The organism is Stenotrophomonas sp. 86428_Sma, assembly GCF_056481585.1.
Genome location: NZ_CM151156.1, coordinates 1,280,854 through 1,307,271 on the forward strand (window position 1 = coordinate 1,280,854; position 26,418 = coordinate 1,307,271).

Below are 26,418 nucleotides of genomic sequence, written 5' to 3' on the forward strand. Positions count from 1 at the left end.
TCATGTACGCAGTACTGGTCACCGGCGGTAAGCAATACCGCGTGGCGCAGGGCGAAAAGCTCCGCATTGAAAAGCTCGAAGTCGAAGTCGGCAGCGAGATCAAGTTTGACAACATCCTGATGCTGGGTGACAGCGACGGCGTGAAGCTGGGCGATGCGCTGAAGGGCGCTGCCGTCACCGCCAAGGTCCTGTCCCAGGGTCGTGCTGACAAGGTCCGGATCATCAAGTTCCGTCGCCGCAAGCACCACATGAAGCGTCAGGGTCACCGTCAGTACTACACCGAAATCGAGATCACCGGCATCGCCGGCTAAGCATCAGGAGAAGCAGTCATGGCACATAAAAAGGGCGTAGGCTCCTCGCGCAACGGTCGCGACTCCAACCCGAAGTACCTGGGCGTCAAGATCTTCGGCGGCCAGGCCATCGAAGCCGGCAACATCATCGTGCGTCAGCGCGGCACCCAGTTCCACCCGGGTTCGGGCGTTGGCCTGGGCCGTGACCACACCCTGTTCGCCCTCGTGGACGGCAAGGTGGAGTTCTCGGTCAAGGGCGCCAAGAAGCGTCGCACCGTCAGCATCGTCTCGGCCGACGCCTGATCCAGGCATCGCCGGCACCCGTGCCTCGGCATGGGGGTGCTGCATGAAGAGCCCCGCTTCGGCGGGGCTTTTCGTTAGAGTGAAAGCAAGACCGGCTAGGCCGGGGTGCCGGCCAGTGGCTGGCATAACATTCAAGGCGACGGCAGGCAGGCCGCGCCCATCGCAGGCATCGAAACAATGAAACTGGTAGACGAAGCAGAAATCGAAGTGTTCGCCGGCAACGGCGGCAACGGCTGCATTGGCTTCCGTCGCGAGAAGTTCATTCCGCTCGGCGGCCCGGACGGCGGCGACGGCGGTGCGGGCGGCAGCGTGTACATCCGCGCCGACGAAAACCTGAACACCCTGGTCGACTTCCGCCATGACCGCATCTTCAAGGCGCAGCGTGGCGAGAACGGCATGGGCCGCCAGGCCTATGGCAAGGGCGGCGAAGACCTGACCATCACCGTGCCGGTCGGCACCGTGGTGATCAACGTCGCCACCGATGAAATCATCGGCGACCTGACCCGGCATGGTGATCGCCTGCTGGTGGCGCAGGGCGGTCGTGGTGGCCTGGGCAACATGCACTTCAAGAGCTCGACCAACCGCTCGCCGCGCCAGGCGCTGCCGGGCGAGCCGGGCGAAGAGCGCACGCTGAAGCTGGAGCTGAAGCTGCTGGCCGACGTCGGCCTGCTGGGCTTCCCCAACGCTGGCAAGAGCACCCTGATCCGTGCCGTTTCGGCGGCGACGCCGAAGGTGGCCGATTACCCGTTCACCACGCTGTACCCGAACCTGGGTGTGGTGAAGGTGGAGAACTACCGCAGCTTCGTGATTGCCGACATTCCCGGCCTGATCGAAGGCGCTGCCGACGGTGCCGGCCTGGGTGCGCAGTTCCTGCGCCACCTGCAGCGCACCCGCCTGCTGCTGCACCTGGTGGACATCTCGCCGATGGAAGGCGGTGTGGAAGGCATTTCCCCGGTCGAGCAGGTGCGCGCGATCGAGCGCGAACTGGAAAAGCATGATCCGGAGCTGCTGCAGAAGCCGCGCTGGCTGGTGCTGAACAAGGCCGACCTGATGTTCGAAGACGAAGCGAAGGCTGCGGCCGAACAGATCGTCGCCGAGCTGGGCTGGAAGGAGCCGTGGTTCCTGGTTTCCGCGCTGGGCCGCGAAGGTACCTTCCCGATCATGAGCCGGATCATGGCCTTCTTCGATCGCCAGAAGGAAGACGAGCTGGAAGCCCGCAACGCGCAGTAATGCTGTTGTGGTTCCATGCGAAAAACCCGGCTTCGGCCGGGTTTTTTTGTTGTGGTAGTGCCGGCCGCTGGCCGGCAACGTCGATGGGTTGCCGGCCAGCGGCCGGCACTACCGGATCGCGTGGATCGCAGGCAACAAAAAACCCGGCCGGGGCCGGGTTCTTGTCTGCTGCCCGACCCCCGAAGGGGCAGGGCGGCAACGCCGGATCAGGCGGCCTTGAGGGCCTTGATGCGGTCGTTCAGGCGGCTCTTGTGGCGAGCAGCCTTGTTCTTGTGGATCAGGCCACGCGCGCTGAAGCGATCCAGGATCGGCTGGGCAACGGCGAAGGCGGCTTCGGCGCCGGCGGCATCGTTGGCGTCCAGCGCCTTGATCACTTTCTTGACAGCGGTGCGCAGCATCGAGCGCTGAGCCACGTTGCGCGCGTTGCGCACGACGGTCTGCTTGGCGCGCTTCTTGGCGGACTTGATATTGGCCACGGTGGTGGTTTCCTGAAAAAATCGGTGTTATGGGAACAGCAAGCTAGCTAGTATGATGGCCCGAGAAATGCACGTCAAGTCGATTGTCAAGAGGGACGCTGAGTGAGTTCACCGAAGATGTTGCGAGGCCTGCTGTCGTTCAGCAGCATGACCATGGTCTCGCGGGTACTCGGACTTGTCCGTGACCAGGTGATCACCACCACGTTCGGCACCAATGCGGTTACCGATGCGTTCTGGGTTGCCTTCAGGGTACCCAATTTCCTGCGCCGGTTGTTCGCCGAAGGCTCTTTCGCCACCGCTTTCGTGCCGGTGTTCACGGAAGTGAAGGAAACCCGCAGCCATGCCGAGCTGCGTGAACTGATGGCCCGCACCGCCGGCACCCTGGGCGGCGTGCTGATGCTGGTCACCGCGCTGGCGCTGATCTTCGCGCCGCAGCTGGCGGTCGCATTCTCGAGTGGTGCTGATACCGACCCGGTCAAGCAGACCCTGCTGGTCGACCTGTTCCGCCTGACCTTCCCGTTCCTGTTGTTCGTCTCGTTGACCGCGCTGGCCGGTGGCGCGCTGAACAGCTTCCAGCGTTTCGCGATGCCGGCGCTGACCCCGGTCATCCTCAACCTGTGCATGATCGCCGGTGCGCTATGGCTGGCGCCGCGGCTGGGCGGCACCCCGGAAAAACAGATCCTGGCGCTGGGCTGGGCGGTACTCGCCGCCGGCATCCTGCAGCTGCTGTTCCAGCTGCCCTCGCTGAAGGGCATCAACCTGCTGACCCTGCCGCGCTGGGGCTGGCGCCATCCGGGCGTGCGCAAGGTGCTGACGCTGATGGTGCCGACCCTGTTCGGTTCGTCGGTGGCGCAGATCAACCTGTTGCTGGATACCCTCATCGCGGCCAAGCTGACCGACGGCTCGCAGTCGTGGCTGTCGCTGGCCGATCGCTTCCTGGAGCTGCCGCTGGGTGTGTTCGGCGTGGCGCTGGGCACGGTGATCCTGCCGGCGCTGGCCCGCCATCACGTCAGCACCGACCGCGAGGGTTTCTCGCGCTCGCTGGACTGGGGCCTGCGGATGACCCTGCTGATCTCGGTGCCGGCCATGCTGGGCCTGCTGCTGCTGGCCGAGCCGCTGATCGCCACTCTGTTCCAGTACCGCCAGTTCACCGCCTTCGATACCCGCATGACCGCGCTGTCGGTGTACGGCCTGAGTTTCGGCCTGCCGGCGTTCGCCCTGCTGAAGGTGGTGCTGCCGGCGTTCTATGCCCGCCAGGACACCAAGACCCCGGTCCGTGCCGGTGTGGCCGCGCTGGTGGCCAACATGGTGTTCAACTTCGCCCTGCTGGCCGTGCTCTACCAGGTCATGGTGCCGGACGAGCTGAAGGCGCAGGGCGTGATGGCGGCCATCGGCAAGCAGCCGGGCCTGCACCTGGCGCTGGGCATCGCCAGCGCACTGTCCAGTTACCTGAACCTGGGCCTGCTCTGGTACTGGCTGGGCAAGACCGATGTCTACCAGCGCCGGCCGGGCTGGGGCGGCTACCTGGTGCGGCTGCTGCTGGCCTGTGCGGCCATGGTCGGCGTGCTGTTGGCCCTGCTGCACTGGGTTCCCGACTTCACCGTCATGGACAAATGGCACCGTATCGGTGGCCTGATGCTGCTGGTCGGCGGCGGTGGCGCGACCTATGCGGTGGCCATGCTGGCGATGGGCTTCCGCCCGCGCGACCTGCGTGGGCATTGATCGCGGCCCGTGGCGGCTATACTTCAGGGTTACACCATTGAAGCAGCGGCCCCGGTCGGGCCGGAACGAGAGTTGATGAGCAGGCTGTTCAGAAGCGTCGAGGGCGGGGAGCTGTTCCCCAACGGAAGCGTGGTCTGTATCGGTGCATTCGACGGCCTCCACCTGGGCCATCGTGCGCTGGTCCGCCACGCGGTTGCCCGCGCGCGCGCCTTGGGCGTGGCCGCGGTGGCCGTGGCGTTCGAGCCGCTGCCGCGTGAATTCTTCGCCCAGGGCACGCCGCCGCCGCGGCTGACCCTGGCGCGCAGCAAGGTCGAGATCCTGCGCGAGCTCGGCGTCGATGCGATCGGCCTGTTGCGTTTCGACGCGGCGATGGCGGCGATGCCGGCCGAGACCTTCGTGCGCCAGTTGCTGGTCAATCGCCTGAGTGCGCGTGAGGTCTGGATCGGCCCGGAGTTCTGCTTCGGCAACCGCCGCCGCGGCGACCTGGCCCTGCTGCAGCAGCTCGGCGCCGAGCTGGGCTTCAGCGCCGGCGAGATCGAAGCGGTCGATCTGCACGGCGAGCGCATCTCCAGCACCCGCATCCGCCAGCTGCTGCAGGACGGCGATTTCGCCCGTGCCGGCGATCTGCTCGGCCGTCCCTACGCGATCAGCGGGCGGGTGGTGCGTGGGCGCCAGCTCGGCCGCACGCTGGGCTTCCCCACCGCCAACCTGCGGTTCCCGAAGACCCCGGCGCTGTCGGGCATCTACGCGACCTGGGTGCACGGCGTGTTCGACCAGCCGTGGCCGTCGGTGTCCAGCTTCGGCACGCGGCCGACGGTGGACGGCGTGGAGCCGCTGCTGGAAGCGCACCTGTTTGATTTCCAGGGCGACCTGTACGGGCGCCACATCGACGTGGAGTTCGTCGCCAAGCTGCGCGACGAAGAGAAATTCAATGATCTGGCGGCGCTGACCGACCAGATGCACCGCGATGCCGAACAGGCGCGCGCCATCCTTTCCGAACATAGATTGCGAGCCACTGCGTGAGCCAGGACTACAAGACCACCCTGAACCTGCCAGCCACCGAATTCCCGATGCGCGGCGACCTGCCCAAGCGCGAGCCGGGCATTCTGGCGCGGTGGGAAGAGCAGGGGCTCTACCAGCAGCTGCGCGAAAACGCCGCCGGCCGCCCGCTGTTCGTGCTGCACGACGGCCCGCCGTACGCCAACGGCCGCATCCATCTCGGCCACGCGGTCAACAAGATCCTGAAGGACATCATCGTCAAGTCGCGCTACCTGGCCGGCTTCGACGCGCCCTACGTGCCGGGCTGGGACTGCCACGGCCTGCCGATCGAGATCGCGGTCGAGAAGAAGTGGGGCAAGGTCGGCACCAAGCTCGACGCCGTCGAATTCCGCCAGAAGTGCCGCGAGTTCGCCGAAGAGCAGATCAACATCCAGCGCGTGGACTTCAAGCGCCTGGGCGTGACCGGCGACTGGGACAACCCGTACAAGACCCTGAGCTTCGACTTCGAAGCCAACGAGATCCGTGCGCTGGCCAAGGTCGTGGCCAATGGCCACCTGGTGCGTGGCGCCAAGCCGGTGTACTGGTGCTTCGACTGTGGCTCGGCGCTGGCCGAGGCCGAGATCGAATACCAGGAAAAGGAATCGCCGGCGATCGACGTTGCCTACGCCGCGCGCGATGCGCAGGCCATCGGCCAGGCGTTCGGTGTGAGCGTGCCGGCCGATGTGGAAGTGGCCGTACCGATCTGGACCACCACCCCGTGGACGCTGCCGGCTTCGCTGGCGGTGTCGCTGGGCGCGGAGATCAACTACGTGCTGGCCGAAGGCCCGGCGCACAACGGCAAGCGCCGTTGGCTGGTGCTGGCCGCGGCCCTGGCCGAGCGCGCGCTGCAGCGCTATGGCGTCGAAAACGTGGTGCTGCACGGTGAAACCACCGGTGCTGCGCTGGAGAACCAGCTGCTGGCGCACCCGTTCTACTCGGAGCGCGAGATCCTGGTGCTCAACGGCGACCACGTCTCCGACGAGGACGGTACCGGTGCGGTGCACACCGCCCCCGGCCACGGCCAGGAAGACTTCGTGGTCAGCCAGAAGTACGGCCTGCTGGACAAGTACAACGCCGGCCAGGTCACCCCGATCGACGGCCGTGGCGTGTACCTGGAATCGACCCCGCCGGCCGGTGACGTGGTGCTGGCCGGCCAGCACCTGTGGAAGGCGCAGGAGGCCATCGTCAGCGTGCTGCGCGACAACGGTTCGCTGCTGGCCTTCCACCCGATCCGCCACAGCTACCCGCACTGCTGGCGCCACAAGACGCCGGTGGTGTTCCGCGCCACCCCGCAGTGGTTCATCTCGATGGACAAGGCCAACCTGCGCAACGATGCGCTGGCCGCCATCGATACCGTCGGCTGGTTCCCGACCTGGGGCAAGGCGCGCATCCAGAGCATGGTCGACGGTCGTCCGGACTGGACCATCTCGCGCCAGCGCACCTGGGGCGTGCCGATCGCACTGTTCACCCATCGCCAGACCGGCGAGATCCACCCGCGTTCGGTGGAGCTGATGCAGCAGGTCGCCGACCGCGTCGAGGCCGAGGGCATCGACGTGTGGTATTCGCTGGATGCTGCTGAACTGCTGGGCGCCGAAGCGGCCGACTACGAGAAGGTCACCGACATCCTCGACGTCTGGTTCGACTCGGGCGTGACCCATGAAGGCGTGCTTGCGACGCGTGGCTTCGGCAAGCCGGCCGACCTGTACCTGGAAGGTTCCGACCAGCACCGCGGCTGGTTCCAGTCCTCGCTGCTGACCGGCGTGGCGATCGACAAGCGCGCGCCGTACAAGCAGTGCCTGACCCACGGCTTCACCGTGGACGAGCACGGCCGCAAGATGTCCAAGTCGCTGGGTAACGGCATCGAGCCGCAGGACATCATGAACAAGCTGGGCGCGGACATCCTGCGCCTGTGGATCGCCTCGGCCGACTACAGCAACGAGATGTCGCTGTCGCAGGAGATCCTCAAGCGCAACGCCGACGCCTATCGTCGCCTGCGCAACACCGCACGCTTCCTGCTCGGCAACCTGGACGGTTTCGATCCGGCCCAGCACCTGCAGCCGCTCGAGCAGATGGTCGCGCTGGACCGCTGGATCGTGCATCGCGCGTGGGAGCTGCAGGAGAAGATCAAGGCGGCCTACGACGGCTACAACATGGCCGAGATCGTGCAGCTGCTGCTGAATTTCTGCAGCGTGGACCTGGGCTCGCTGTACCTGGACGTGACCAAGGACCGCCTGTACACGATGCCGACCGATTCGCACGGTCGCCGTTCGGCACAGAGCGCGATGTACCACATCGCCGAAGCGTTCACCCGCTGGGTGGCGCCGATCCTGACCTTCACTGCCGACGAGCTGTGGGGCTATCTGCCGGGCGAGCATGCCGGCCATGTGCTGTTCACCACCTGGTACGACGGCCTGGCGCCGCTGCCGGCTGATGCCCAGCTCAACGCCGCCGACTTCGATCAGCTGCTGGCCGTGCGCGAGCAGGTGGCCAAGGTGCTCGAGCCGATGCGTGCCAACGGCGCGATCGGTGCCGCGCTGGAAGCGGAAATCACGATCGCCGCCAGCGAAGAGCAGGCCGCGCGCTGGCAGCCGCTGGCCGATGAACTGCGTTTCCTGTTCATCAGTGGCGACGTGCAGGTGCGCCCGGCGACCACCGACGAGGTGTTCGTCAGCGCCCAGCCGACCACCAAGGCCAAGTGCGTGCGCTGCTGGCACCACCGCGCCGACGTCGGCAGCAACGCCGACCACCCGGAACTGTGCGGCCGCTGCGTGAGCAACATCACCGGTGCCGGCGAACTGCGGAGCTGGTTCTGATGGCCGCGCCCCGTCCGCATCCGAACGCCCTGGTCTGGCTGCTGCTGTCGGTGGCCATCATCGGCCTGGATCAGTGGTCCAAGGCCTGGGTGTTGTCGAGCCTGCCGGAGTTCCAGCCGGTGGTGGTCATCGACGGCTTCTGGAACTGGTACCGCACCTACAACACTGGTGCCGCGTTCAGTTTCCTGAGCGACGCCGGTGGCTGGCAGAAACACTTCTTCACCGTGTTGGCGATCGTCATCAGCGGCCTGATGGCCTGGTGGCTGCGTAGCACTGCCCGCGGCAACTGGAAGGCCGCGGTGCCGTACGCGCTGATCATCGGCGGCGCGATCGGCAACGTGATCGACCGCCAGGTGCATGGCCATGTGGTCGACTTCATCCAGTGGTACGTGGGCAGCTACACCTGGCCCTCGTTCAACATCGCCGATTCGGCCATCGTGGTGGGTGCCATCGGCATCGCCCTGTTTGGCCTGTTCGACGGCAAGTCCGCCAAAAAGGCGGATAATGCCAACCCGAAACCGTAAGCCGGCCGCTGCCGGGAGACTGAACTGATGGATGTGCTGCTCGCCAACCCGCGTGGATTCTGTGCCGGCGTCGATCGTGCGATCGAGATCGTCAAGCGCGCGATCGAAACGCTGGGCGCGCCCATCTATGTCCGCCATGAAGTGGTGCACAACCGCTTCGTGGTCGACGACCTGAAGCAGCGCGGTGCGATCTTCGTCGAGGAACTCGATGAAGTGCCGGACAACAACACGGTCATTTTCAGCGCGCATGGCGTGTCCCAGGCCGTGCGCCAGGAGGCCGAGCGTCGTGGCCTGAAGGTGTTCGACGCCACCTGTCCGCTGGTGACCAAGGTCCACTTCGAAGTGGCCCGCCACTGCCGTGCCGGCCGTGACGTGGTGCTGATCGGCCACGCCGGTCACCCGGAAGTGGAGGGCACCATGGGCCAGTGGAACCGCGAAGCCGGCACCGGCCAGATCTATCTGGTCGAGGATGTCGAGCAGGTTGCCACGCTGCACATCAACCAGCCGGAAAACTTCGCCTATACCACCCAGACCACGCTGTCGGTGGACGATACGCGCGGCATCATCGATGCATTGCGTGAGCGCTTCCCGGCGATGCAGGGCCCGAAGAACGACGACATCTGCTACGCCACGCAGAACCGCCAGGACGCCGTGCGCGATCTGGCCAAGCGCTGCGACCTGGTGCTGGTGGTCGGCTCGCCGAACAGTTCCAACTCCAACCGCTTGAGCGAGCTGGCCCGTCGTGAGGGTGTGGAGTCGTACCTGATCGACGGCGCGCACGAGATCGACCCGCAGTGGGTGGTTGGCAAGCAGCACATCGGCGTGACCGCAGGTGCCTCGGCGCCGCAGGTACTGGTCGATGGCGTGCTGGCGCGGCTGGCCGAGCTGGGTGCCAACGGCGTGGGCGAGCTGGACGGCGAACCGGAATCGATGGTGTTCGCGCTGCCGAAGGAACTGCGCCTGCGCCTGGTCGACTGACCGGGAAGCGCCTCATCCACGCATGGCGTGGATCTACTGAAACTGCTCTGGTGGGTGCGAACCAGCGCAAGGTGGGTGCGAACCTTGGTTCGCACGCTTCTGTGCATGCACGAATGGGCGCGCGCCCATGACCTTTGGCCATGGGGCCCTGCATCGCACAGGCCTAGCATCGGAAGATTCTCCGTTGTTGGAACCTGCCCGATGAAGACCCGAGCCCTGGCCATGTCATTGCTGTTCGCGCTGGCGGCCACGCCCGCGCTGGCGCAGACCTCGCCGCCGGGCGATGCCGCGGCCCCTGGCCTGCTGCGCATCGACGTGGATGCACGCGACCTCGCGCGCCGCATCTTCAAGGTGACCGCCACGGTGCCGGCCAAGCCCGGCCCGATGACCCTGCTGTACCCGCAGTGGATTCCCGGCAACCATTCGCCCACCGGTCCGATCGACAAGCTGGCCGGCCTGCGCGTGACCGCCAACGGCGAGCCGCTGGCCTGGCAGCGCGACCAGTTCAACGTCTATGCGTTCAAGGTGAACGTGCCCGAGGGCGTGAGCGAGATCGTCGCCCACTTCGATTTCCTGTCCTCGCAGGGCGGCAGCCAGGGCCGGGTGGTGATGACCCCGGAAATGCTCAACCTGCAGTGGAACGCCAATTCGCTGTATCCGGCCGGCGTCGATGCGCGCAACCTGCAGACGCAGGCCAGCGTGACCCTGCCCAAGGGCTGGTCGTTCGCCACTGCCCTGGAAACCGCGCGACGCGATGGCGATACCGTCGTCTTCAAGCCGATCTCGTATGACCATCTGGTTGATTCGCCCTTGTTCGCCGGCGAGCACTACCAGCGCATCGATCTCGACCCGGGCGCGAAGGTGCCAGTGCACCTCAACGTGTTTGCCGACGAAGCCAAGTCGCTGAAGCCGAGCGAGGCACAGATCGCGATGCACCGCGCGCTGGTGCAGCAGGCCGACAAGCTCTACGGTGCGCGCCACTACAACCACTATGAGTTTCTGCTGGCGTTGACCGACCGTCTCGGCGGCATCGGCCTGGAGCATCACCGCTCCAGCGAGAACAGCGCCGATCCGGGCTACTTCACCGAATGGGACAGCAACGCGTGGATGCGCGACCTGCTGCCGCACGAGTACACCCATTCCTGGAACGGCAAGTACCGCCGCGGCGCCGATCTGGCCACCGCCAACTTCAACGTGCCGATGGGCGACAGCCTGCTGTGGGTGTATGAGGGCCAGACCCAGTTCTGGGGCCAGGTGCTGGCGGCGCGTTCGGGCCTGTGGTCGACCACACAGGCGCGCGACATGCTGGCCAACGTGGCCGCGACCTATGACCGTGGTCGCCCGGGCCTGGCCTGGCGGCCGCTGCAGGACACCACCAACGACCCGACCATCGCCCAGCGCCGCACGTTGCCCTACCGCAACTACCAGATGAGCGAGGACTACTACTCCGGCGGCCAGATGCTGTGGCTGGAAGTGGAGGGCAAGCTGCGCGAACTGAGCAGCAACCGGCGCAGCCTGGATGATTTTGCGCGCGCCTTCTTCGGGGTCGGCAACGGCGACTGGGACGTCAATCCCTACACCTTCGACGACGTGGTCGCGACCTTGAACGGCATCGCGCCGTACGACTGGGCGACGTTCCTGCGCGGTCGCCTGGATGGCCACGGTTCGTTGACCGGTGGCCTGGAACTGGCGGGCTGGAAGCTGGTCTACCGCGATACTCCGAACGACGCCTACAAGGCGCAGGAAAAGCGCGCCAAGGCGGCGCTGCTGGCGTACTCGCTGGGCGCGACCGTGCTCGACAGCGGCGTGGTCGGCGACGTGATCTGGGACAGCCCGGCGTTCAATGCAGGACTGGCGCCGGGCATGAAGGTGATCGCGGTTGGCGGACGCGAGTACAGCAGCCAGCGCTTGAAGGATGCAGTGGGGGCCGCAGCAAAGGACAAGGCGCCGATCGTGTTGCTGGTGAAGCAGTTCGATCGCATCGAAACGATGAGCATCGCCTACCACGGTGGCCTGCAGTACCCGGCGCTGGAGCGCATCGCCGGCAAGCCTGACCGCCTGGCGGACCTGTGGAAGGCGCGATGAAACCGCGTGCCCGCGATGGCGTGATCCTGCTGATGGCGGTCCTCGCCATCATCGGCGCGTTCCTGCACGGTGACGGGCGTTGGCTGCACTGGCTGGCCAAGCCGACGACCACGCTGCTGATCGCTGCCATCGCCTGGCGCGTGCACGATCCCGCGCAGCCGTTCTATCGGCGTGCGGTGCTGGCCGGCATGCTGCTCTCGTGCGTGGGCGATATCGCACTGATGCTGCCGATGGATGCGTTCGTACCGGGACTGGTCGCGTTCCTGTTGGCGCACCTCTGCTACATCGTCGCATTCCGCGATGGCTTGCGTGCCGGACGCGGCCTGCTTGCCTCCAGCGTCCTGCTGGCGGCGTTCGCCGTGCTCAATGTACTTGGCCTGTGGCCGCACCTGCCCGCACCGATGCGCATTCCAGTGCTGGCGTACGTGGTGGTGCTGGCCTCGATGGCGGTGCTGGCACTGGCACGCCAGTGGCGCCGGCCACAGCCTGACGCCATGGAGGCCGCCAGTGCCCGTTGGGCCGCCGCCGGTGCGTTGCTGTTCGTCGCCAGCGATTCACTGCTGGCCTGGGACCGCTTCGCCGGCGGCCTGCCGCTGGCCAGCCTGCTGGTGCTGTCCACGTACTACGCCGCGCAGTACGCCATCGCGCGCTCGGTGAAATAGAAAAAGGGGACGGAGGGGATTAAGTCGCAAACCGCACCAAGGCACATACGACTTAATCCCCTCCGTCCCTTTTTTGTGTGGCCTACCGGCGGCTCACGCCGCGCAGGGCGCCCTGCGCATCGAACTGCAGGCGCACGGATTCGCGGTCACCGGCGACTTCGTCCGGCAGCCATACCAGCTTGCCGGCTTTGCGCACGATCACGTAGACGTGGCCGACTTCAGATGCGGGGTTCTGCAGCGCATTGCGCTGTTCCTGCAGCGCCTGCGCCACGCGCGGAACAGTCTCGAAATCGATGCTGGCCAGGGATGTGCTGCTGCGCTGCAGGCTGATGGTCGGCGCAAACTGCTGCGGGTTCACCGGATTACCCTTGCGCCATTGGCCACGTTCAAAGTGATAGCTGTCGACGTGGCCCGGCTGTTGCGGATCGACCAGATCGAGGTTGATGCGGCCATCGTCGTAGAAGTGGATGCTGTGGAAGACCGTCAGCCGCTGGCCGGCCAGCGCTGGCATCTGCTCCAGTGCCTGACGGGCAGCCAGCAGGTAGTCCGCATCGAACAGGCGGTTGTTGCGCTCGGGCGCTCCAGCGGTGCTCGCGGCGGGGAAGGGCGCCGGGGACGGCACAAGCGATGCGGATTGCTCGCGCGGCGACTGGGACGAGACGGAGGCAGGCAACCGGTCCGGCTGTACCGAATGCCCCAGCGTTTCGCTGATGGTCTGCAGGGCGCCTCCGGCAACGGCCACGCCCGCCAGAACCAGCAGCAGTACCAGGAACACGGTGCGGGTTGAGGGCGGCTGTTTCATACTCCCTCCAGGCGCACGTTGCTGTGGTCATCCGGGTCGTACAGCAGCGTCACATGCTCGCGCGGGATGTTGGCCAGTTCAATCAGCGGGATGAAGCGGCGCACGCGGGCCTGCTGCACGTTGCCTTCGCGGTCGATGTATTCCAGCTGGAACTCCACCTGCGGCTGTTCGTTGAGGTAGGTGCCGGTCTGACGCACCTTCAACACCCTGGCCTCCACGCCGATGCCGCGATACTTCAGCGCATCGCCGCGGGCATCGGCGTGCAGCAGGCGGCCGAGCAGGCGCAGGCCCAGCGCATAGCCACACAGCACCAGCGGGCACACCAGCAGCGGGTGACCGAACGACAGGAAGGTCCAGCCCAGCCCCTCGCTCTGCAGCTGGTAGGCCCACACATAGGCAGCGGCAACGATGGCGATGCCGAGTGCTGCACCGATGCCGCGCCGCCACAGGCTGGCGACATTCAGTTCGGGCTGGGCACCGTCCAGCACGATGTTGGGGAATGCCCCGGGCGTCCGGCCCAGGCGCGCATCAATGTGCCTGCCGGCCTCGAAGCGATGCAGCTGGGGTTTGCTGTCGACCACCAGCATCTGTTCGCGGACCGGCGTACCGGACAGGTTCTTGAAGGACAACTGCAGTTTCCATTGCGCGAACCCACGCACCTGCACGCCGGTCTGTTCGGCCTGCTCGATCAGCGCACTGCGCGGTTCACCGTCGGCCAGGATCGACTGCGCCCGGTGCAGTGCGCGTGGCGGCCCCAGCAACAGGTAGTGCAGGAAGGCGAACAGCAGCGTCAGCCACAGGACCATCGACAGTGCGAGCAGCAACAGTGCCAGCCACGGTGCGCTGCGGTCGACCAGCGCCACCGGCCACGAAGTGCCGAAATAGAGAATGCAGGGAAAAGGCAACGCGAAGAACAGCAGGAACGCGCCCCAGAACCAGAGATAGGCTTTCATGGGGGAAGGGGACCGCGGTGGAACAGGGCGCGTAGATTACTACGCTTCAGCGGAACTGCAGGGTAAGCAGGTAGTAGCGGCCGAGCGGATCGTCCAGCCCGGGCATCTGCCCGCCGTTGCCGACCAGATAGTTCACCGGTTGTGTGTCCAGCACGTTGTGCACGTCCAGCGCTGCAACGATGCGCGGCCCCAGCCGGCGTGCGAGGTGCAGGTTCCAGCGCAGCTGCCGTGGGTTCATGCAGTGGTTCCGGTCGACCTGCTTCTGCGGGCACTCCGCCCCCGGCAGCCAGGCACGCGTGCGCCCGATCTGGTTGCCGCGTAGCGCGATGTCCCAGTTGCTGTTCTGCCATTGCACGTTCAACACCGCAGCCAGCTCGGGTGTCACATGACCACGCAGGTCCACGGCGGCCTCATGGTCACGGCGGCGAAGCAGTTCCTGCTGCTTCAGCGCATCGAGCGAAAACAACCATTGGCCGTTGCTGCCGCTGTCGATGCGGTACTCGCCACGCAGCACCCAGTTGCGGGAGGTGGTGCGGCCGATGTTGTCGAACGACAGGCGCAGGCTGCCCAGGTGGCCGTCTTCATCCAGTTCCCACGTGCTGCGGTTCCACACTGCATCGCTCGGCTGCAGGGCGAGGATCTCGTTGCGCAGTTCCACGATGTTGTGGGTCAGCGACAGCGAGAACGTGTCGTCGGGCGTCCACGTGGCTGCCAGCGAATGGCTGCGTGATCGTTCGGCCTTCAGTGCATCGTTCTCAACCACGTTGGCCGTGACGCTGCAGCCGCCACCACGCGTGGCGATCGCACATTCCGGAAGGGCACTGGACACCGGAAGCGTGATCGAGCCGAAGTAGCCGGGAGGCCGCCGTTGCTCGAACAGGCTCGGTGCACGATAGCCGCGCCCGCTGGCCAGCAGGAACGACCAGTGCGGCGTCGGGCTCCAGCGCAGCCCGGCACGAGGCGAGAACGCCATGAAGCCGCCGTCGCGGTCCCAGCGTGCAGCCAGGTCCGCGCGCAGCGTGGGGGCCAGCGGCAGGCCCAGCTCGGCGTAGACGCCATTGCTTTGTCGCGACAGGCGGCGCCGCTGCTGTGGCAGGCCCAGCGCAAGGTCGCCCTGGCTCAGCAGTGCGTCCGGGCGCGAGGTCCAGCGTTCATGGCGCAGGTCGATGCCGGTGGCCAGCTGCGCATTGCCGCCGGGCATTGCCATCAGCTCACGCTGCACGCCCCACCAGCCCTGCCATTGTGCGGTGCTGCCGCGGTTGCGGATGGACGGAAACAGCGTGTCCGCCTCGGCCGCCGGCGGCGCGTCGAAACCGGGAGTGAACCTGCGCGCCTGCGTTGCTTCAAGCAGGCGTGTCGTGCGCACGGTGCCTGCAGTGGACAAGGTCACGTCGCTGCGCTGCGCGCTGATGCCCGCCTCCCAGCTGCGCCGGCCCTGGTCGCGGCCGATGCCGAAGGTAAGGTCGGCATCGGTGGCGCGGACGCTGGGGCGCACGTTGCCGGCCTCACGCAGCACACTGTTGAAGGTGATTCCGCGCGAGACCACCGCAACGGCGGTCGGGCCCAGATCGAAGCGCTGGCGGTTGTGACTGGCCCGCGCCTCGACATAGGCATAGCGTCCCTCACCACGTTCATGCCGGTAGTGCAGGAAGGCCGACGCGGTATCCGAGGCGGGCTGCAGCGACCGCGGCCGCGCGCTGTCAAACCAGCAGCCATCCTCGCGCCGCTTCAGGGGCGGCTCGCAGCGCCGGGCGGGCACGTACCAGTTGCCGAAGATCGCGCCGATCGGATACAGCGAGGTTTCCGCGTGCCAGTCACGCTGGTCACCGGCGACATGTTCGACACGGTGCAGATCGAGTCCGGCAAACCAGCGGTCCCCGTTGCCACGCGCGCCGCCCGTGGCGGCCTGCAGGCGGTACTGGGCCGCATCGCCGCGGCTGCTGAGCCCGGTCTGCAGCATGGCTTCGGGCCCATCGGCCTGGTCGCGCAGGATGATGTTGACCACGCCGGACATGGCGTCGGCCCCATAGATGGCCGAGGCACCACCGCGTACCAGTTCGATGCGGTCGACGAAGCTCAGCGGAATGCCGCCGAGGTCGGTGAGCCCACCCTGTTCCAGCGACACCATCGGATAGCGCGGCAGGCGCCGGCCGTTGACCAGGAACAGCGTCGCCCGCGGGCCCATGCCGTCGAGACTGGTGGTGGCCGCTGCGCCCACCGGCAGGTACTGCGAATCGCCGCCGCGCGAGGTGCTCATGGCCGGATGGCCGTTCATGCCGGGCAGGTGCCGCAGCAGGTCGAACAGATTGCCGTAGCCGCTGCGCAGGATATCGTCGCGATCGATGGTGGTGACCGGCAGTGTGGTCTGCACCGAAGAGCGCGGCAGCCGGCTGCCGGTGACATGGATGGGCGCCAGTTCCACCTGGTGTGGCGTGTCGGCGGACTTGGGAGCCGGGCGCGGCAGGCGCGGGGCTGCGACCGCTTTCGGCGGCGTGGCAGGGGGCTCGGGATGGACGCGCCGCACGACAAAGGCACCGGATGAAGTGCGCAGGATGTTCACCGGCAGGCCGGCGACCAGCTGCTTCAGGGAGGCCCCGGTATCGCGTTGGTCACGGCTGCCGCCGGTGCGCAGATCATCCAGTTCACGTGCGTCGAACAGCAGGGCGGTGCCACTCTGCCGGGCCCATTGCTGCAGTGCCGGCACCAGTGGGCCAGCGCCCACGTCGATCTCCAGCGTGCCGGCGGGCTCGCCGGCATCGGCCATCGGTAGTGCGGCAACACCCAGTGCAAGGCATAGCAGGGCGCGGAGCAGCCCCCACTGCAGCGCACCCGGACCTGCCTTCACTGCCGGTCTCCTCAGTAGGTGCGGCGCAGTTCCAGCGCGCCATCCGGACGCGTCTGGCCAGCCACGGACCAACCCAGTTCCAGCGCCGACAGCAGCTCCTGTGCATCACCGGCGCGGAAGGTGCCGCTTACAGCCAGGTCGGTGATCTCCGGATCGACGATCACCAGTGGCGTGCGGCCATAACGGTTCATGCGCTCGACCACGATCGACAGTGGCGTGGCATCGAACACCAGTTGCCCACGCAGCCAGCCTTCAGCGGCTGCGTTGGACGAGAGGGCAGGGCCCGGCTGGATACGGCCGGAGGGCAATACCTGCAGCTGTTGGCCGGGTGCCAGCGTGTGCTGCGCTGCGCCGTTGCTGACTTCCACGGCACCTTCCAGCAGCGCGACCTCGACCAGGCCGTCGCGCAGGCGTTCCACCTGGAAGGTCGTGCCGATGTCGCGGATCGTACTGCCGCCGGCGTGCAGCTGCAGCGCCTTGTTCGACGGAGCGACCTGCAGTTGCAGCCGACCCCGCTCCAGCACCAGATCACGATGACGCCAGCCGAAGCGGGCGCGGAGGGTGGTGCCGGCATCCAGCATGGCGACGCTGCCATCGGCCAGCGTCTGCTGCTGTGCCTGGTGCGAATCATTGGCGTAGACCTGTGGCGTCGGGTTGCCGTCGACGGCAACCATCCAGCCGATGCCGATCGCCATGCAGATACCGGCGGCAGCGGCCACGCCCGGCAACCAGCGCCGGCGTGGCGGACGCGCCGCCCGTGCCGCGGCGGTGCGCAGCCAGGGGTCAGCCGCAAGCTCCGCACCCTGCTGGAACAGGGTTTCGGCCTGCACCCAGGCTTTGACGTGGGCCGGATCTTCGGCCAGCCAGTCCTCGAACGTTTCGCGTTCGGCCGATGTGCAGTCCGGGGCTTCCAGGCGGGCTACCCAGGCGCTGGCGCGTTCAAACAGCTGTGCATCATCCCTGTGCGGGGTGCCACTCATTGGCCGTCCCTGTCGTTGTGCAGCGGATCCGATCCCAACTCCTGACGCAGGCCCTGCAGGGCCCGGGCGATATGTTTTTCCACGGTCTTGGCAGTAATTCCACAATGCCGCGCGATCTGGGTGTAGCTCATGCCGGTGATGCGGTTGAGCAGATAGACCTCGCGTGCGCGTTCGGGCAGCTTGAACAGGGCCTGCCGCAGCAGGGACAGCATCTGCCCTGACTCGGCCTGGCGCAATGGATCGGGCGAGGAACTGGACGGTTCGTCGCTGCCATCGTGTTCGGCCAGCGGCAGATGCGGCCGCGACTGCGGCGAGCGTCCGCGGTCTGCCAGGCGGTTGCGGGCGATACGATACAGCAGCAGGCGCAGTTCGTCCGGGCCCTGTGCGCGATAGCGGATCAGCCGCTCCATGCAGTCCTGCGCGATATCCTCCGCATCCTCAGGCCCGACCCCCCGCGTGCGCAGGAACGCGCACAGCGGTGCGCGCTCTTCGCGTACGAACGCGATGAAGGCATCCGCAGGTGCGGGCGGCTCCGGCGCGCGATGGATCAGGGGAGACGGGGTGGACAGGGCTGGCCTCGACTGTCGGTGGCGAATGCGTCATCGAGTTTTACGCGACGATGACCGGATGGGGAAGAGTGTGCATCGATCGGATTCTTATTGTGAATGTATTCATTTTTCAGGATCCGTTCCACTGGGGGAGATCGCCCCGCTGCGGCGTTGATCGTTCTACCCGCGTGTTGCGGGTGGAGAGAGAGAACGCATGAAGTATTCGAAGTTGAGCCTGGCCCTGGCCGGGCTGATGGGCGTTGGCGCCATATCCGTGGTGGATGACGTCATGGCAATGAATTATCACGTGCAGGGCGATCGCATCTTCCTGAGTGGCGATGTGACCTACGCCGACGTGGTATCCCTGCCGGCACTGCTGGCCAAGGCGCAGGCCGAAGGCCGGCCGGTCCGTGAGGTGGTGCTGCGTACGTCCAATGGTGGTGCGTTGATCGCCGGCGAGTGGCTGCAGGGCATCATCCGCACCTCCGGACTGAACACCATCGTGTCCGGCAATTGCATTTCATCCTGCTCGATCATGCAGTCTGGTGGCGTCGAACGCTATCTGGCCGGCGATCTGCCGCTCATCGACTCGGTGCAGATCCACGCGGCCAGCAGCGGCGGCAAGGTGATCTACACACCGTCGCCGCGCATGACCCAGATCTATACCGGCAACTACGGCGGCGGCATGGATGCCGGGCTGCTGCACAAGGCCATGTATGAAGTGGTGCAACCGAACGGGTTGCTGGTGTTCCGCGATCCGGCGCGCAGCACTGGTGCCTCGGTCACCTTCGATCCCGATGGCAGTGGCAGCAAGCTGGAGTCGTTCCCCGGCCAGGATATCTACAGCAACAAGATCATCACCGCGAACGGATACCGCGATCCGGGTGACACCTTGAACGTCACCGCCAACGTGGTCGGCGACATCAACCCCGGTTACCTGCGTACCGGACGCCAGTTGCAGGCGTTCGTCGATGATGATTTCGCGCGCTGGAATACCGACTGGCGATCCACCTACATCAATGTCGCACAGAGCATCTACAACGCATCAAGCCGCGGTCCGCAGGGCATCGGCGCGCTGTCGGTGCAGGGCTACCTCAGTGATCCGGACATCCAGGACCTGCTGCTGTCCAAGCTGCGGCTGGCTGATCTGGATGTCTCCACGCTGGACAACGCCATGGGCGTGATCCGGGTGAGCAACGGCGCCACATGGCGCACGTCCGCGACGACAGGCGCGGACTTCATGCTGGTCGACAATGGCACCATCGCGCTGGAAGGCGGTGCGCTGCGCGCTTCGGAAGTGCGGGTGCTCGGCGCAGGCATGCTGGTTGGCCATGGCGACGTGGCGGGTACTGCGATGGACCGCGCTGCTTTGCTGGACGGCACCGGTCCTTCCTACCGCGAAGACGGCTTCAACCGCCTGCGCGTGTTCGGCACGCTGATGCCGCGCGGCGGCGACCTGGTCACCCATGGCTACGTCAACATCATGCCGGGCGGCAAGGTGCTGTTCGACGTTACTGAGAATGGCGGCACGGCCGCCGGCCGCCTGCGCGTGGGCACGTTCTTCGATGACGAGCAGACAGAGGGGGCACTGGTGATCTCCAAGGGTGCCTTCCTCGAACTGAACGTGGCGCAGGGCTACTACGGCCAAGACTTCCGTCGTGACCTGGTGGAGGGCCCGATCTATCAGGGCGGCTTCGAAGAGGCCGTGCGCCTGGGCGACACCGGTTACAGCGCCAGCATCAGTGGTGAAGTGTTCCGCCCGCGCCACAATTCACTGCTCAGCTTCAACGTGAAGCAGACGGCCGATGGCCTGTGGCTGACCGCCAACCCGGGCTTTGACCAGCTGGGCCTGTTTGCCAACGGTACGTCCGGCGACGGCCTGGGCCGCGCGCTGGCGACCGCCTCCGATCGCCAGGACAAGGGACTGAGATCGCTGCTGGGCGCACTGCAGTTCGCCGACCGCGATGTGATCGCACAACAGGCCGGTGCCCTGCGCGGTGATGCGCACGCCAGCCTGCGACTGGCCGACACCGCGCTGGTGGGCAGTATCGGCAACGTCGTGCAGCAGCACCAGTCGGCCATGCGCAGCGGCGGTGATGCCGATGGCCTGGCCTCGCAGGTGGCGCAGTCGGTCTCCTCCCAGCCGGGCATGCGCCATGGCAGCCTGTTCAACCAGCTGGCGATGCACCTGGTCGAGCCGGCGTCGGGCAGCGTTGCGGGCAGCGCTGATGCTGGACGCAGCCATGGCATCTGGGCGCGTGGTTTCGCCAGCCATGGCCGCCTCGATGCCGACGGTGGCGTGGCCGGCCTGAGCCACACCATCGGTGGCATCGTGGTCGGTGCCGATACCCGCGTGGCCGATGACCGCGTGACCCTGGGCGTCAGCGTGGCCGCGGCGGACATGTCGACCAAGGCCAGCGATGGCTCTGGTTTCACTGGTGACGTGCGTGCGCTGGACGTGGGCGGCTACCTCGATGCGACGTACGCGCGCGGCTATCTGTCGGCGGCCGTGCGCTACACCGATCTGCGCCACGATACGCGTCGCAGCATCAGCGGCATCGATGGCCTGCAGCAGCCACTGCGCGCCAAGTACAGCAACGATGCGATCTCCGCACGGGTGGAACATGCGTTCTCCTTCACCACCGCCAAGGGCCTGGTGATCCAGCCGTTGCTGCCGGTGGTGGACTACGCGCGCACCTCGGCCACCCGCTTCAACGAAGGGCAGGGCGCCGGTGCGCTGGTTGGCCGCAGCGGCAGCCTGGAGAGCATCCGCGTGGGTGCGGGCCTGCAGCTGTTCAAGACCTTCGAAGGCAACAACGGCGAGCGCATCACCCCGCGCGCGCGGGTGGTCTGGCAGAAGGAACTGGGCGATTCGCAGGCCCGCTACAGCACCGGCTTCGCCGCGGCACCGGATCTGGTGTTCGGCGCCAGCAGCCAGGCGGTGGGCGAGCAGGTGCTGGCCTGGAACCTGGGTGTGACCAGCCGTGCCAGCGAGCGGCTGTCCATCATGGCCGATTACGTGGGTGAGCGCCGCGACGGGCAGATCCAGAACGGCGTGATGCTGGGCCTGGGCTACAAGTTCTAAGTGGCACCCGGCACCGGCGATGACGGCATCGCCGGTGCCATCCCAACGCGGGTGCTGCTGCGGTATGGTCGGTCTGCCATTCCACCCAGGCCCGTCCATGCAGATCGCCGTCTTCAGTGCCCGTCCCTACGACCGTCGTTTCCTTGATGAGGCGAACCAGCGCGATGCGGCTGGGGACGGCTTTGCGTTCGTGTACTTCGATGTGGCCTTGGATGTGCATACGGCTGCACTGGCGCAGGATTGCGCGGCGGTCTGTGTGTTCGTCAATGATCGACTTGAAGCACCGGTGCTGCACGCCCTGCATGCAGTGGGTGTGCGGGCAGTGCTGCTGCGCTGCGCGGGCTTCAACAATGTAGATCTTGTAGCGGCAAAGGTGCTTGGCCTGTTTGTTGCCCGCGTGCCGGCCTATTCGCCAGAAGCGGTGGCCGAGCATGCACTGGCACTGGTGATGACCCTCAACCGTCAGACCCACCGCGCTTACAACCGCGTGCGCGAGGGCAATTTCATGCTGGATGGCCTGCTTGGGCGCACCCTGCATGGCCGCACGGTCGGCATCGTCGGCACCGGCAGGATCGGCCTGGCCACCGCACGCATCTTCAAGGGCATGGGCTGCACCGTGGTGGGGCACGATCCGTATCCGTCGGCAGGCTTTGCGGATGTGGGCGAGATGGTGGAGATGGATGAACTGCTGGCGCGTACCGACATCGTGTCGCTGCATTGCCCGCTGACGCCTGAGACCCATCACCTGATCAATGATGCATCACTGGCCCGGATGAAGCCGGGCGCGATGCTGGTCAATACGTCGCGCGGCGCACTGGTCGATACCCATGCGGTGATCCGCGCGCTGAAGTCGCGCCGGCTGGGTCATCTGGCCATCGACGTGTACGAGCAGGAAAGCGCGCTGTTCTTCCAGGACCTGTCTGGCGAGATCATCGACGACGAGGCCTTCCAGCGCCTGATGACCTTCCCGAATGTGCTGGTGACCGGCCACCAGGGCTTCTTCACCGTGGAGGCGCTGCAGGAGATCTCGGCGATCACGCTGGGGAATCTGCAGGATTTCGTGGCCGGGCGGGTGTGCGCCAACCGGGTAGAGGCGGGCTGAGCCGGATGGATTGACCGCCGGGGCGCCCAGCCCGTAAAATCGCGGGCTCCGCCGGAATAGCTCAGTTGGTAGAGCGGCGCATTCGTAATGCGTAGGTCGTAGGTTCGATTCCTATTTCCGGCACCAGTTTCAAGGTTGCAAAAAGCAGTAAAATCAAGGGGTTGGCCGGGTATCCGTCCAGCCCCTTTTTCTTGCCACCCCCAGTCCACCCCGGGAAAAACAGGGATTTCCAGGGATCGTTTTTCCCCACTTTTTCCCCAGCCCATGAACGGAATGCTGCACATCTTGCGCACCATGTTCCCCGACAAGCCGCTCTTGTCGGTCGAAGACGTGGCGCGCGTGCTCAACCGAACGGGGGCCGGCGGCTACGAGCAAACCCGCGAGCAACTGGCGGCCGGCGTCATCGTTCCCGGCCTGCGCAAACTGGGCGGTAGTTGGCTGGTGCCGGTGACCGCGCTCGCCGAGGCGCTCGACGGGCTCACAGACACCGACGCGGCCGGGCAGGCCACCCCAAAGGCCCACCCAGCCCGGCACACGGTCACCCGTGCCAACCCCATCGTGCCGCGCAAGGGGGGCGGGTTCCTGACCGGGCCAAGCACATGGCACTGGCCGACATGACGTCCCTGGCTTTTGCGTTGGCCACCTTCGATGCAGCGGAGTTTTGGGGCGAGGTGCTGGCCGTGCTGGGGCAGCCCTTGCCGCGCCCTGCGCTGACCGCAACGCCCGCCGACTGCTTCGCCGAGCTTCAGCCCTGGGTGCGGCAGAACGGGCGTTTGGTGGGCCATGTGCAACTGCTGCCCATCGAGGAGCGCGACAGGGCCCTGGCAGAGGGCGAAATCTGGGAGGCCCCCCTGGCCGAGGCGCTGCTGGAGCCTTGGACCAGCGTTGCGGCGCGCGAGCCATTCGATGACGCGATGGAGGCGGCTCAGTCCGCGTTCCAGGCGGCGTGGAGGGAGGTCCGCAACCAAGCCCGTGCTCAAGGCTTGGACGACGGTCTGCCGCCCGCGGCGGACCCAATCACTCGCACGCCGTTCCGCTTCTAAGCATCTACAGTCCCCACCGATCCTAGTGGTTGCCCCGTATGTCGTTTGATTCGAAAGCAAAGACCGAAGCGGCGCTGATCCGTCGCTATGCTGACCGCTACGGGCACGTGGATGACACGTTCGCGGGCGGGTGGGGGGTAACCTGGGGAAAGTTGCTGCGCGCTCTGGACAAAGAGCTGGCCGATGAGAAGAAGCAACGCCAGGAACTGGGGGCTGGCAAGCGGGAGGCGGTGTGGATGGACACATGGACCGCAGCCGAGGCCGCGGGCCTGCTGAACATGACTTACGAAGCCTTCAACGCGTGGGCTCGCAAGGTGGGCGTGGTGGTGGACAAGCCGGGGCAGGCACGCACCCACGCAGCCATATCGTTGGTGGACCTTCTCGACGCCCTCGAGGACGAGAAAACGCGTCCGGCAGGGCGCCCATGGCGGGACGCGAGGGAGCCAGGCCATCTCTTGGGGGCCACGCGAACGTTGCCGGAAGGCTTGGCGACGTTTCGAGAGCAGCTCAATGGCGACCTCCTGCTCACGATTGGGGTCGATGAGCGAGGCGAGCGGGTGGTGGCGTCGGTAAGACCTGGTCAAACCTTGGGCGCGAAGGATCACATTCGGATGTTCTTCCGAGGCAAGAGCATCGCTGAGGTTGATCAACACAACTACTTCAAACTCGAGGTCGAGAAGTGCGGACTGGCCGAAGCGTTCGGCATGCCTTGGGCACAGCCCGCACTGAAAGGCGCGTTGCTCCAATGCCACAAGGACTGGCTGGGTGCCGTTTCCGACTTCATGGCGTGGGAGGAATCCCTGGCCATCAAAGACGCATCGGAAGCCCGGGCTGCATTCGATGCCGAAGAGGACCCGCAGGCCGCGCCAGCCATGGTGCTGAAAGCGCGCGAAGCAGAGCGAATGAAGGACGCGAAGATGGCGCTCACGGCTCGTAACGAAGCAAGGGCGGAACTGCTGGACGTCTCGCTTCCGGCCCCTGCCCCGAGCAGAAAGGGAACGCCCTTTTAGACGGCCCTTCAGGGGCGCAACGCCCCTGTCTCGCCGGCTGCCCGCCGGCTCGGTCGTGGAGAGATAAAAGCGGGGAGGCAGCGGCTTCCGCCGCCGCCCCAGCGTGGCTGGATGAATGAGGATTCAGGTCCAAGAGGGGAGGCCCTCTTAGGGCATCGAAGCGCGCGGATCGTGACTGGAAAATGGAGCCACACCAGCACGGAGACAGTCATGCAACCGCTCATCCTCTCGCTCGACCCCTCGCTCTTGAACCAGTTCTCTAACGTGACCTCGCAGGCCCTCGCGGACGCCCTGGCCGACGTTCTGCCCCACGCGTTGGGCGTGCTTGCCGCCGACACCAGCACGTCGGTCAACGTGCCCAACCGCGACCTGCGGGGCGTGCCCTCCGGCCAGGTGCTCACCCTGCAGCTGGCAACGCTGGACGCCTTCCTCGACGTCCAAGACGCCGCCAACGGCTAAGCCAGCAGCGCAGCGGTAGCCCGGGGCCAGGTCTGGCCCAACCCCTCAACCCTTTTCGCGAAACGCGGCCGACCAGCCGTGCTGGCGGAGCTTTGCCCCAAAAAACTCAAACCTGGAGATTTCCCATGAACGTTGTTGCTCGCCCCCTCCCTGTTTCGACCAAGCCGAAGAAGCCCGCGAAGAAGCCCAAGCAGACCAGGCTTTCGCTCGCCGTCGCCAACAACGTTGGTTACGACCGGGCGCCGGAAGGCATCACGACCGAAACCTGGCTCACCCCGCCGGAGATCGTCCACGGCCTGGGTCCGTTTGACCTGGATCCCTGCATCCCGCAGCAGGGCATGCCCTGGCGCACGGCCACCCGGATGCTGAAGCCCAGCGACGACGGGCTCAAGACGCCCTGGCCAAAGTCGGCGTTTGTGTGGATGAATCCGCCCTACGGCGGGCACAAGAACAGCCCGACCAGCCAGCACCGCTGGATGGAGAAGGCCGCCGAGCATGGCAACGGGATTGCCCTTGTGCTGGCGCGGATGGAAACGAGCTGGATGCAGGAGTCGGTGCTCAACCACCCCAGCGTTTCAGCGGTGGTGTTCACGAAGGGGCGTCTGTCGTTCTGCCGCCCGGATGGGACCCTGGGCACGAGTTGCCCGGCGGGATCGGTGTTCATCGGCTACGGTGCTGCAGCCGCGCGCAGGCTCAAGCGGGGAGTGGAGTCTGGCCTGATTCGCGGAACCTACCTCGACATGGCCCACGTGAGCCGGGTGGCGGGCGCTGACGTGGGGGCGGCTAACAATGAATGAGGTCACTGCGCTTGTGAAGGCCATCCGCGCCATTCCTTCCACTCCTGGCAAGCCGTGGAATCCGCGGGTTGCATTCGAAACGTTCGTTCAGCACGCACTGATGTCAATGGCACATATCCACGCAGACACCAAGGGTCACCTCGACACCAAAGTCCTTGCTTTTGGACCCTTGAAAAAAAATGTCGAAGAAGCGCCTGAAGTGGTAGCAGCCATCAACGCTTACATCAAAGCGGTCTTCGCAAGCAGGCCGTTTGACGATGTCCTGGGACGGGTCCATGCCGAGCTGCTGGCCAGGAAGGGTGGAGAAGGGCTGGGTCAGTCTTTCACTCCCGGCGATCTTCTCGATCTGGTTCAAGCCCTTGCCACCAGGCATCGGCCTGGTGGGAGCGGAGCCAAGGTCTACGACAGCTGTTGCGGCGCGGGTTCGCTTGCCCTTGCCGCGATCAGGAGTCAACTGAAACACCTTCCAAGCGAAAAAATCCTGGTGCTGGCGGGTGACATCGATCCGTTGTGCGCAGCGATGACGGCTTTGCAGATCCACGCGAATCAAACGTTTCATTTCCTGCCGCTTGGGGCGGTCAAAGTCACGGTGGGGAACGAACTGACCGGTCCCAGGCGCCCCGGGTTTTGGTCCCACTTCCACCTCTACGAGTAGAGGCCGGAGGCCCGCCTT

24 protein-coding genes and 1 tRNA gene are annotated in these 26,418 nt (G+C 66.1%); 19 read left to right on the top strand and 6 right to left on the bottom strand.

The window, feature by feature from the left end:
• Positions 1-2: 2 nt before the first annotated feature.
• From rplU to cgtA, 3 genes are all read left to right on the top strand, one after another.
• Entirely contained in the window at positions 3-311 is a 309-nt protein-coding gene (gene rplU, locus ACZK3J_RS05775) for a 50S ribosomal protein L21 (protein ID WP_005408557.1), read from the top strand.
• An 18-nt stretch (positions 312-329) separates the two neighbouring features.
• Positions 330-593: a 50S ribosomal protein L27 gene (gene rpmA, locus ACZK3J_RS05780; protein ID WP_005415704.1), complete on the top strand. Its 264-nt coding sequence runs from the start codon at positions 330-332 to the stop codon at positions 591-593.
• A 177-nt stretch (positions 594-770) separates the two neighbouring features.
• Complete coding sequence (gene cgtA / locus ACZK3J_RS05785) at positions 771-1,823, top strand: Obg family GTPase CgtA (RefSeq protein WP_049398916.1); 1,053 nt, start codon at positions 771-773, stop codon at positions 1,821-1,823.
• Positions 1,824-2,029: 206 nt separating this feature from the next.
• Here cgtA and rpsT read toward each other — a convergent pair whose 3' ends face one another.
• Positions 2,030-2,299 carry a 30S ribosomal protein S20 gene (gene rpsT / locus ACZK3J_RS05790; protein WP_005408560.1) on the bottom strand — a complete coding sequence of 90 codons (270 nt, stop codon included), beginning with the start codon at positions 2,297-2,299 and terminating at the stop codon, positions 2,030-2,032.
• A 117-nt stretch (positions 2,300-2,416) separates the two neighbouring features.
• On the opposite strand from rpsT, the gene murJ reads away from it, so the two are divergent.
• From murJ to ACZK3J_RS05825, 7 genes are all read left to right on the top strand, one after another.
• Entirely contained in the window at positions 2,417-4,021 is a 1,605-nt protein-coding gene (gene murJ, locus ACZK3J_RS05795) for a murein biosynthesis integral membrane protein MurJ (protein ID WP_049462332.1), read from the top strand.
• Between the two features lie 75 nt (positions 4,022-4,096).
• Positions 4,097-5,044: a bifunctional riboflavin kinase/FAD synthetase gene (locus ACZK3J_RS05800; RefSeq protein ID WP_032127582.1), complete on the top strand. Its 948-nt coding sequence runs from the start codon at positions 4,097-4,099 to the stop codon at positions 5,042-5,044.
• Entirely contained in the window at positions 5,041-7,872 is a 2,832-nt protein-coding gene (gene ileS, locus ACZK3J_RS05805; RefSeq protein ID WP_478476541.1) for an isoleucine--tRNA ligase, read from the top strand. Before ACZK3J_RS05800 ends, ileS begins: the two co-directional genes overlap by 4 nt.
• Positions 7,872-8,396 (top strand): signal peptidase II, encoded by a 525-nt coding sequence (gene lspA, locus ACZK3J_RS05810; RefSeq protein ID WP_032127580.1) that lies wholly within the window; start codon positions 7,872-7,874, stop codon positions 8,394-8,396. The genes ileS and lspA overlap by 1 nt, the downstream gene beginning before the upstream one ends.
• Before the next feature lie 27 nt (positions 8,397-8,423).
• On the top strand, positions 8,424-9,374 hold the full coding sequence (gene ispH, locus ACZK3J_RS05815; RefSeq protein WP_032127579.1) for a 4-hydroxy-3-methylbut-2-enyl diphosphate reductase: 951 nt from the start codon (positions 8,424-8,426) through the stop codon (positions 9,372-9,374).
• Positions 9,375-9,575: 201 nt separating this feature from the next.
• On the top strand, positions 9,576-11,459 hold the full coding sequence (locus ACZK3J_RS05820) for a M61 family metallopeptidase (RefSeq protein ID WP_478476543.1): 1,884 nt from the start codon (positions 9,576-9,578) through the stop codon (positions 11,457-11,459).
• Positions 11,456-12,121, top strand: a complete 666-nt coding sequence (locus tag ACZK3J_RS05825; RefSeq protein ID WP_478476545.1) for a lysoplasmalogenase — start codon at positions 11,456-11,458, stop codon at positions 12,119-12,121. The genes ACZK3J_RS05820 and ACZK3J_RS05825 overlap by 4 nt, the downstream gene beginning before the upstream one ends.
• 82 nt (positions 12,122-12,203) lie before the next feature.
• Here ACZK3J_RS05825 and ACZK3J_RS05830 read toward each other — a convergent pair whose 3' ends face one another.
• From ACZK3J_RS05830 to ACZK3J_RS05850, 5 genes are read right to left on the bottom strand one after another with little or no spacing between them, the layout of a single operon-like run.
• Positions 12,204-12,923 (bottom strand): hypothetical protein, encoded by a 720-nt coding sequence (locus ACZK3J_RS05830; RefSeq protein WP_149909383.1) that lies wholly within the window; start codon positions 12,921-12,923, stop codon positions 12,204-12,206.
• A complete protein-coding gene (locus ACZK3J_RS05835) occupies positions 12,920-13,876 on the bottom strand; it encodes a hypothetical protein (protein WP_478476547.1) in 957 nt (318 codons plus the stop codon). Before ACZK3J_RS05835 ends, ACZK3J_RS05830 begins: the two co-directional genes overlap by 4 nt.
• Positions 13,877-13,922: 46 nt before the next feature.
• Positions 13,923-16,721: a TonB-dependent receptor plug domain-containing protein gene (locus ACZK3J_RS05840; protein WP_478476549.1), complete on the bottom strand. Its 2,799-nt coding sequence runs from the start codon at positions 16,719-16,721 to the stop codon at positions 13,923-13,925.
• Between the two features lie 11 nt (positions 16,722-16,732).
• Positions 16,733-17,701 (bottom strand): FecR family protein, encoded by a 969-nt coding sequence (locus ACZK3J_RS05845; protein ID WP_478476550.1) that lies wholly within the window; start codon positions 17,699-17,701, stop codon positions 16,733-16,735.
• Positions 17,698-18,177, bottom strand: a complete 480-nt coding sequence (locus tag ACZK3J_RS05850; RefSeq protein ID WP_229301228.1) for an RNA polymerase sigma factor — start codon at positions 18,175-18,177, stop codon at positions 17,698-17,700. The genes ACZK3J_RS05845 and ACZK3J_RS05850 overlap by 4 nt, the downstream gene beginning before the upstream one ends.
• Positions 18,178-18,463: 286 nt before the next feature.
• Here ACZK3J_RS05850 and ACZK3J_RS05855 point away from each other — a divergent pair, with 286 nt between their 5' ends.
• The 9 genes from ACZK3J_RS05855 to ACZK3J_RS05895 all read left to right on the top strand — a co-directional run bounded on the left by ACZK3J_RS05855 (position 18,464) and on the right by ACZK3J_RS05895 (position 26,400).
• Positions 18,464-21,334 (top strand): autotransporter family protein, encoded by a 2,871-nt coding sequence (locus ACZK3J_RS05855; protein WP_478476552.1) that lies wholly within the window; start codon positions 18,464-18,466, stop codon positions 21,332-21,334.
• Between the two features lie 97 nt (positions 21,335-21,431).
• On the top strand, positions 21,432-22,436 hold the full coding sequence (locus ACZK3J_RS05860; RefSeq protein ID WP_197655788.1) for a 2-hydroxyacid dehydrogenase: 1,005 nt from the start codon (positions 21,432-21,434) through the stop codon (positions 22,434-22,436).
• Positions 22,437-22,486: 50 nt separating this feature from the next.
• A tRNA-Thr gene (locus ACZK3J_RS05865) sits at positions 22,487-22,562 on the top strand.
• Between the two features lie 147 nt (positions 22,563-22,709).
• Positions 22,710-23,054 carry a hypothetical protein gene (locus ACZK3J_RS05870; RefSeq protein ID WP_478476554.1) on the top strand — a complete coding sequence of 115 codons (345 nt, stop codon included), beginning with the start codon at positions 22,710-22,712 and terminating at the stop codon, positions 23,052-23,054.
• On the top strand, positions 23,036-23,479 hold the full coding sequence (locus ACZK3J_RS05875) for a hypothetical protein (protein WP_478476556.1): 444 nt from the start codon (positions 23,036-23,038) through the stop codon (positions 23,477-23,479). Before ACZK3J_RS05870 ends, ACZK3J_RS05875 begins: the two co-directional genes overlap by 19 nt.
• A 38-nt stretch (positions 23,480-23,517) precedes the next feature.
• On the top strand, positions 23,518-24,489 hold the full coding sequence (locus ACZK3J_RS05880; protein ID WP_024957509.1) for a hypothetical protein: 972 nt from the start codon (positions 23,518-23,520) through the stop codon (positions 24,487-24,489).
• 210 nt (positions 24,490-24,699) lie between these two features.
• Entirely contained in the window at positions 24,700-24,948 is a 249-nt protein-coding gene (locus ACZK3J_RS05885) for a hypothetical protein (RefSeq protein WP_024957510.1), read from the top strand.
• A gap of 125 nt (positions 24,949-25,073) precedes the next feature.
• The gene (locus ACZK3J_RS05890; protein WP_024957511.1) at positions 25,074-25,745 is read left to right on the top strand and encodes a DNA N-6-adenine-methyltransferase; all 672 of its coding nucleotides are present in this window, start codon (positions 25,074-25,076) and stop codon (positions 25,743-25,745) included.
• Complete coding sequence (locus ACZK3J_RS05895; protein ID WP_136191691.1) at positions 25,738-26,400, top strand: N-6 DNA methylase; 663 nt, start codon at positions 25,738-25,740, stop codon at positions 26,398-26,400. Before ACZK3J_RS05890 ends, ACZK3J_RS05895 begins: the two co-directional genes overlap by 8 nt.
• Positions 26,401-26,418: the final 18 nt, after the last annotated feature.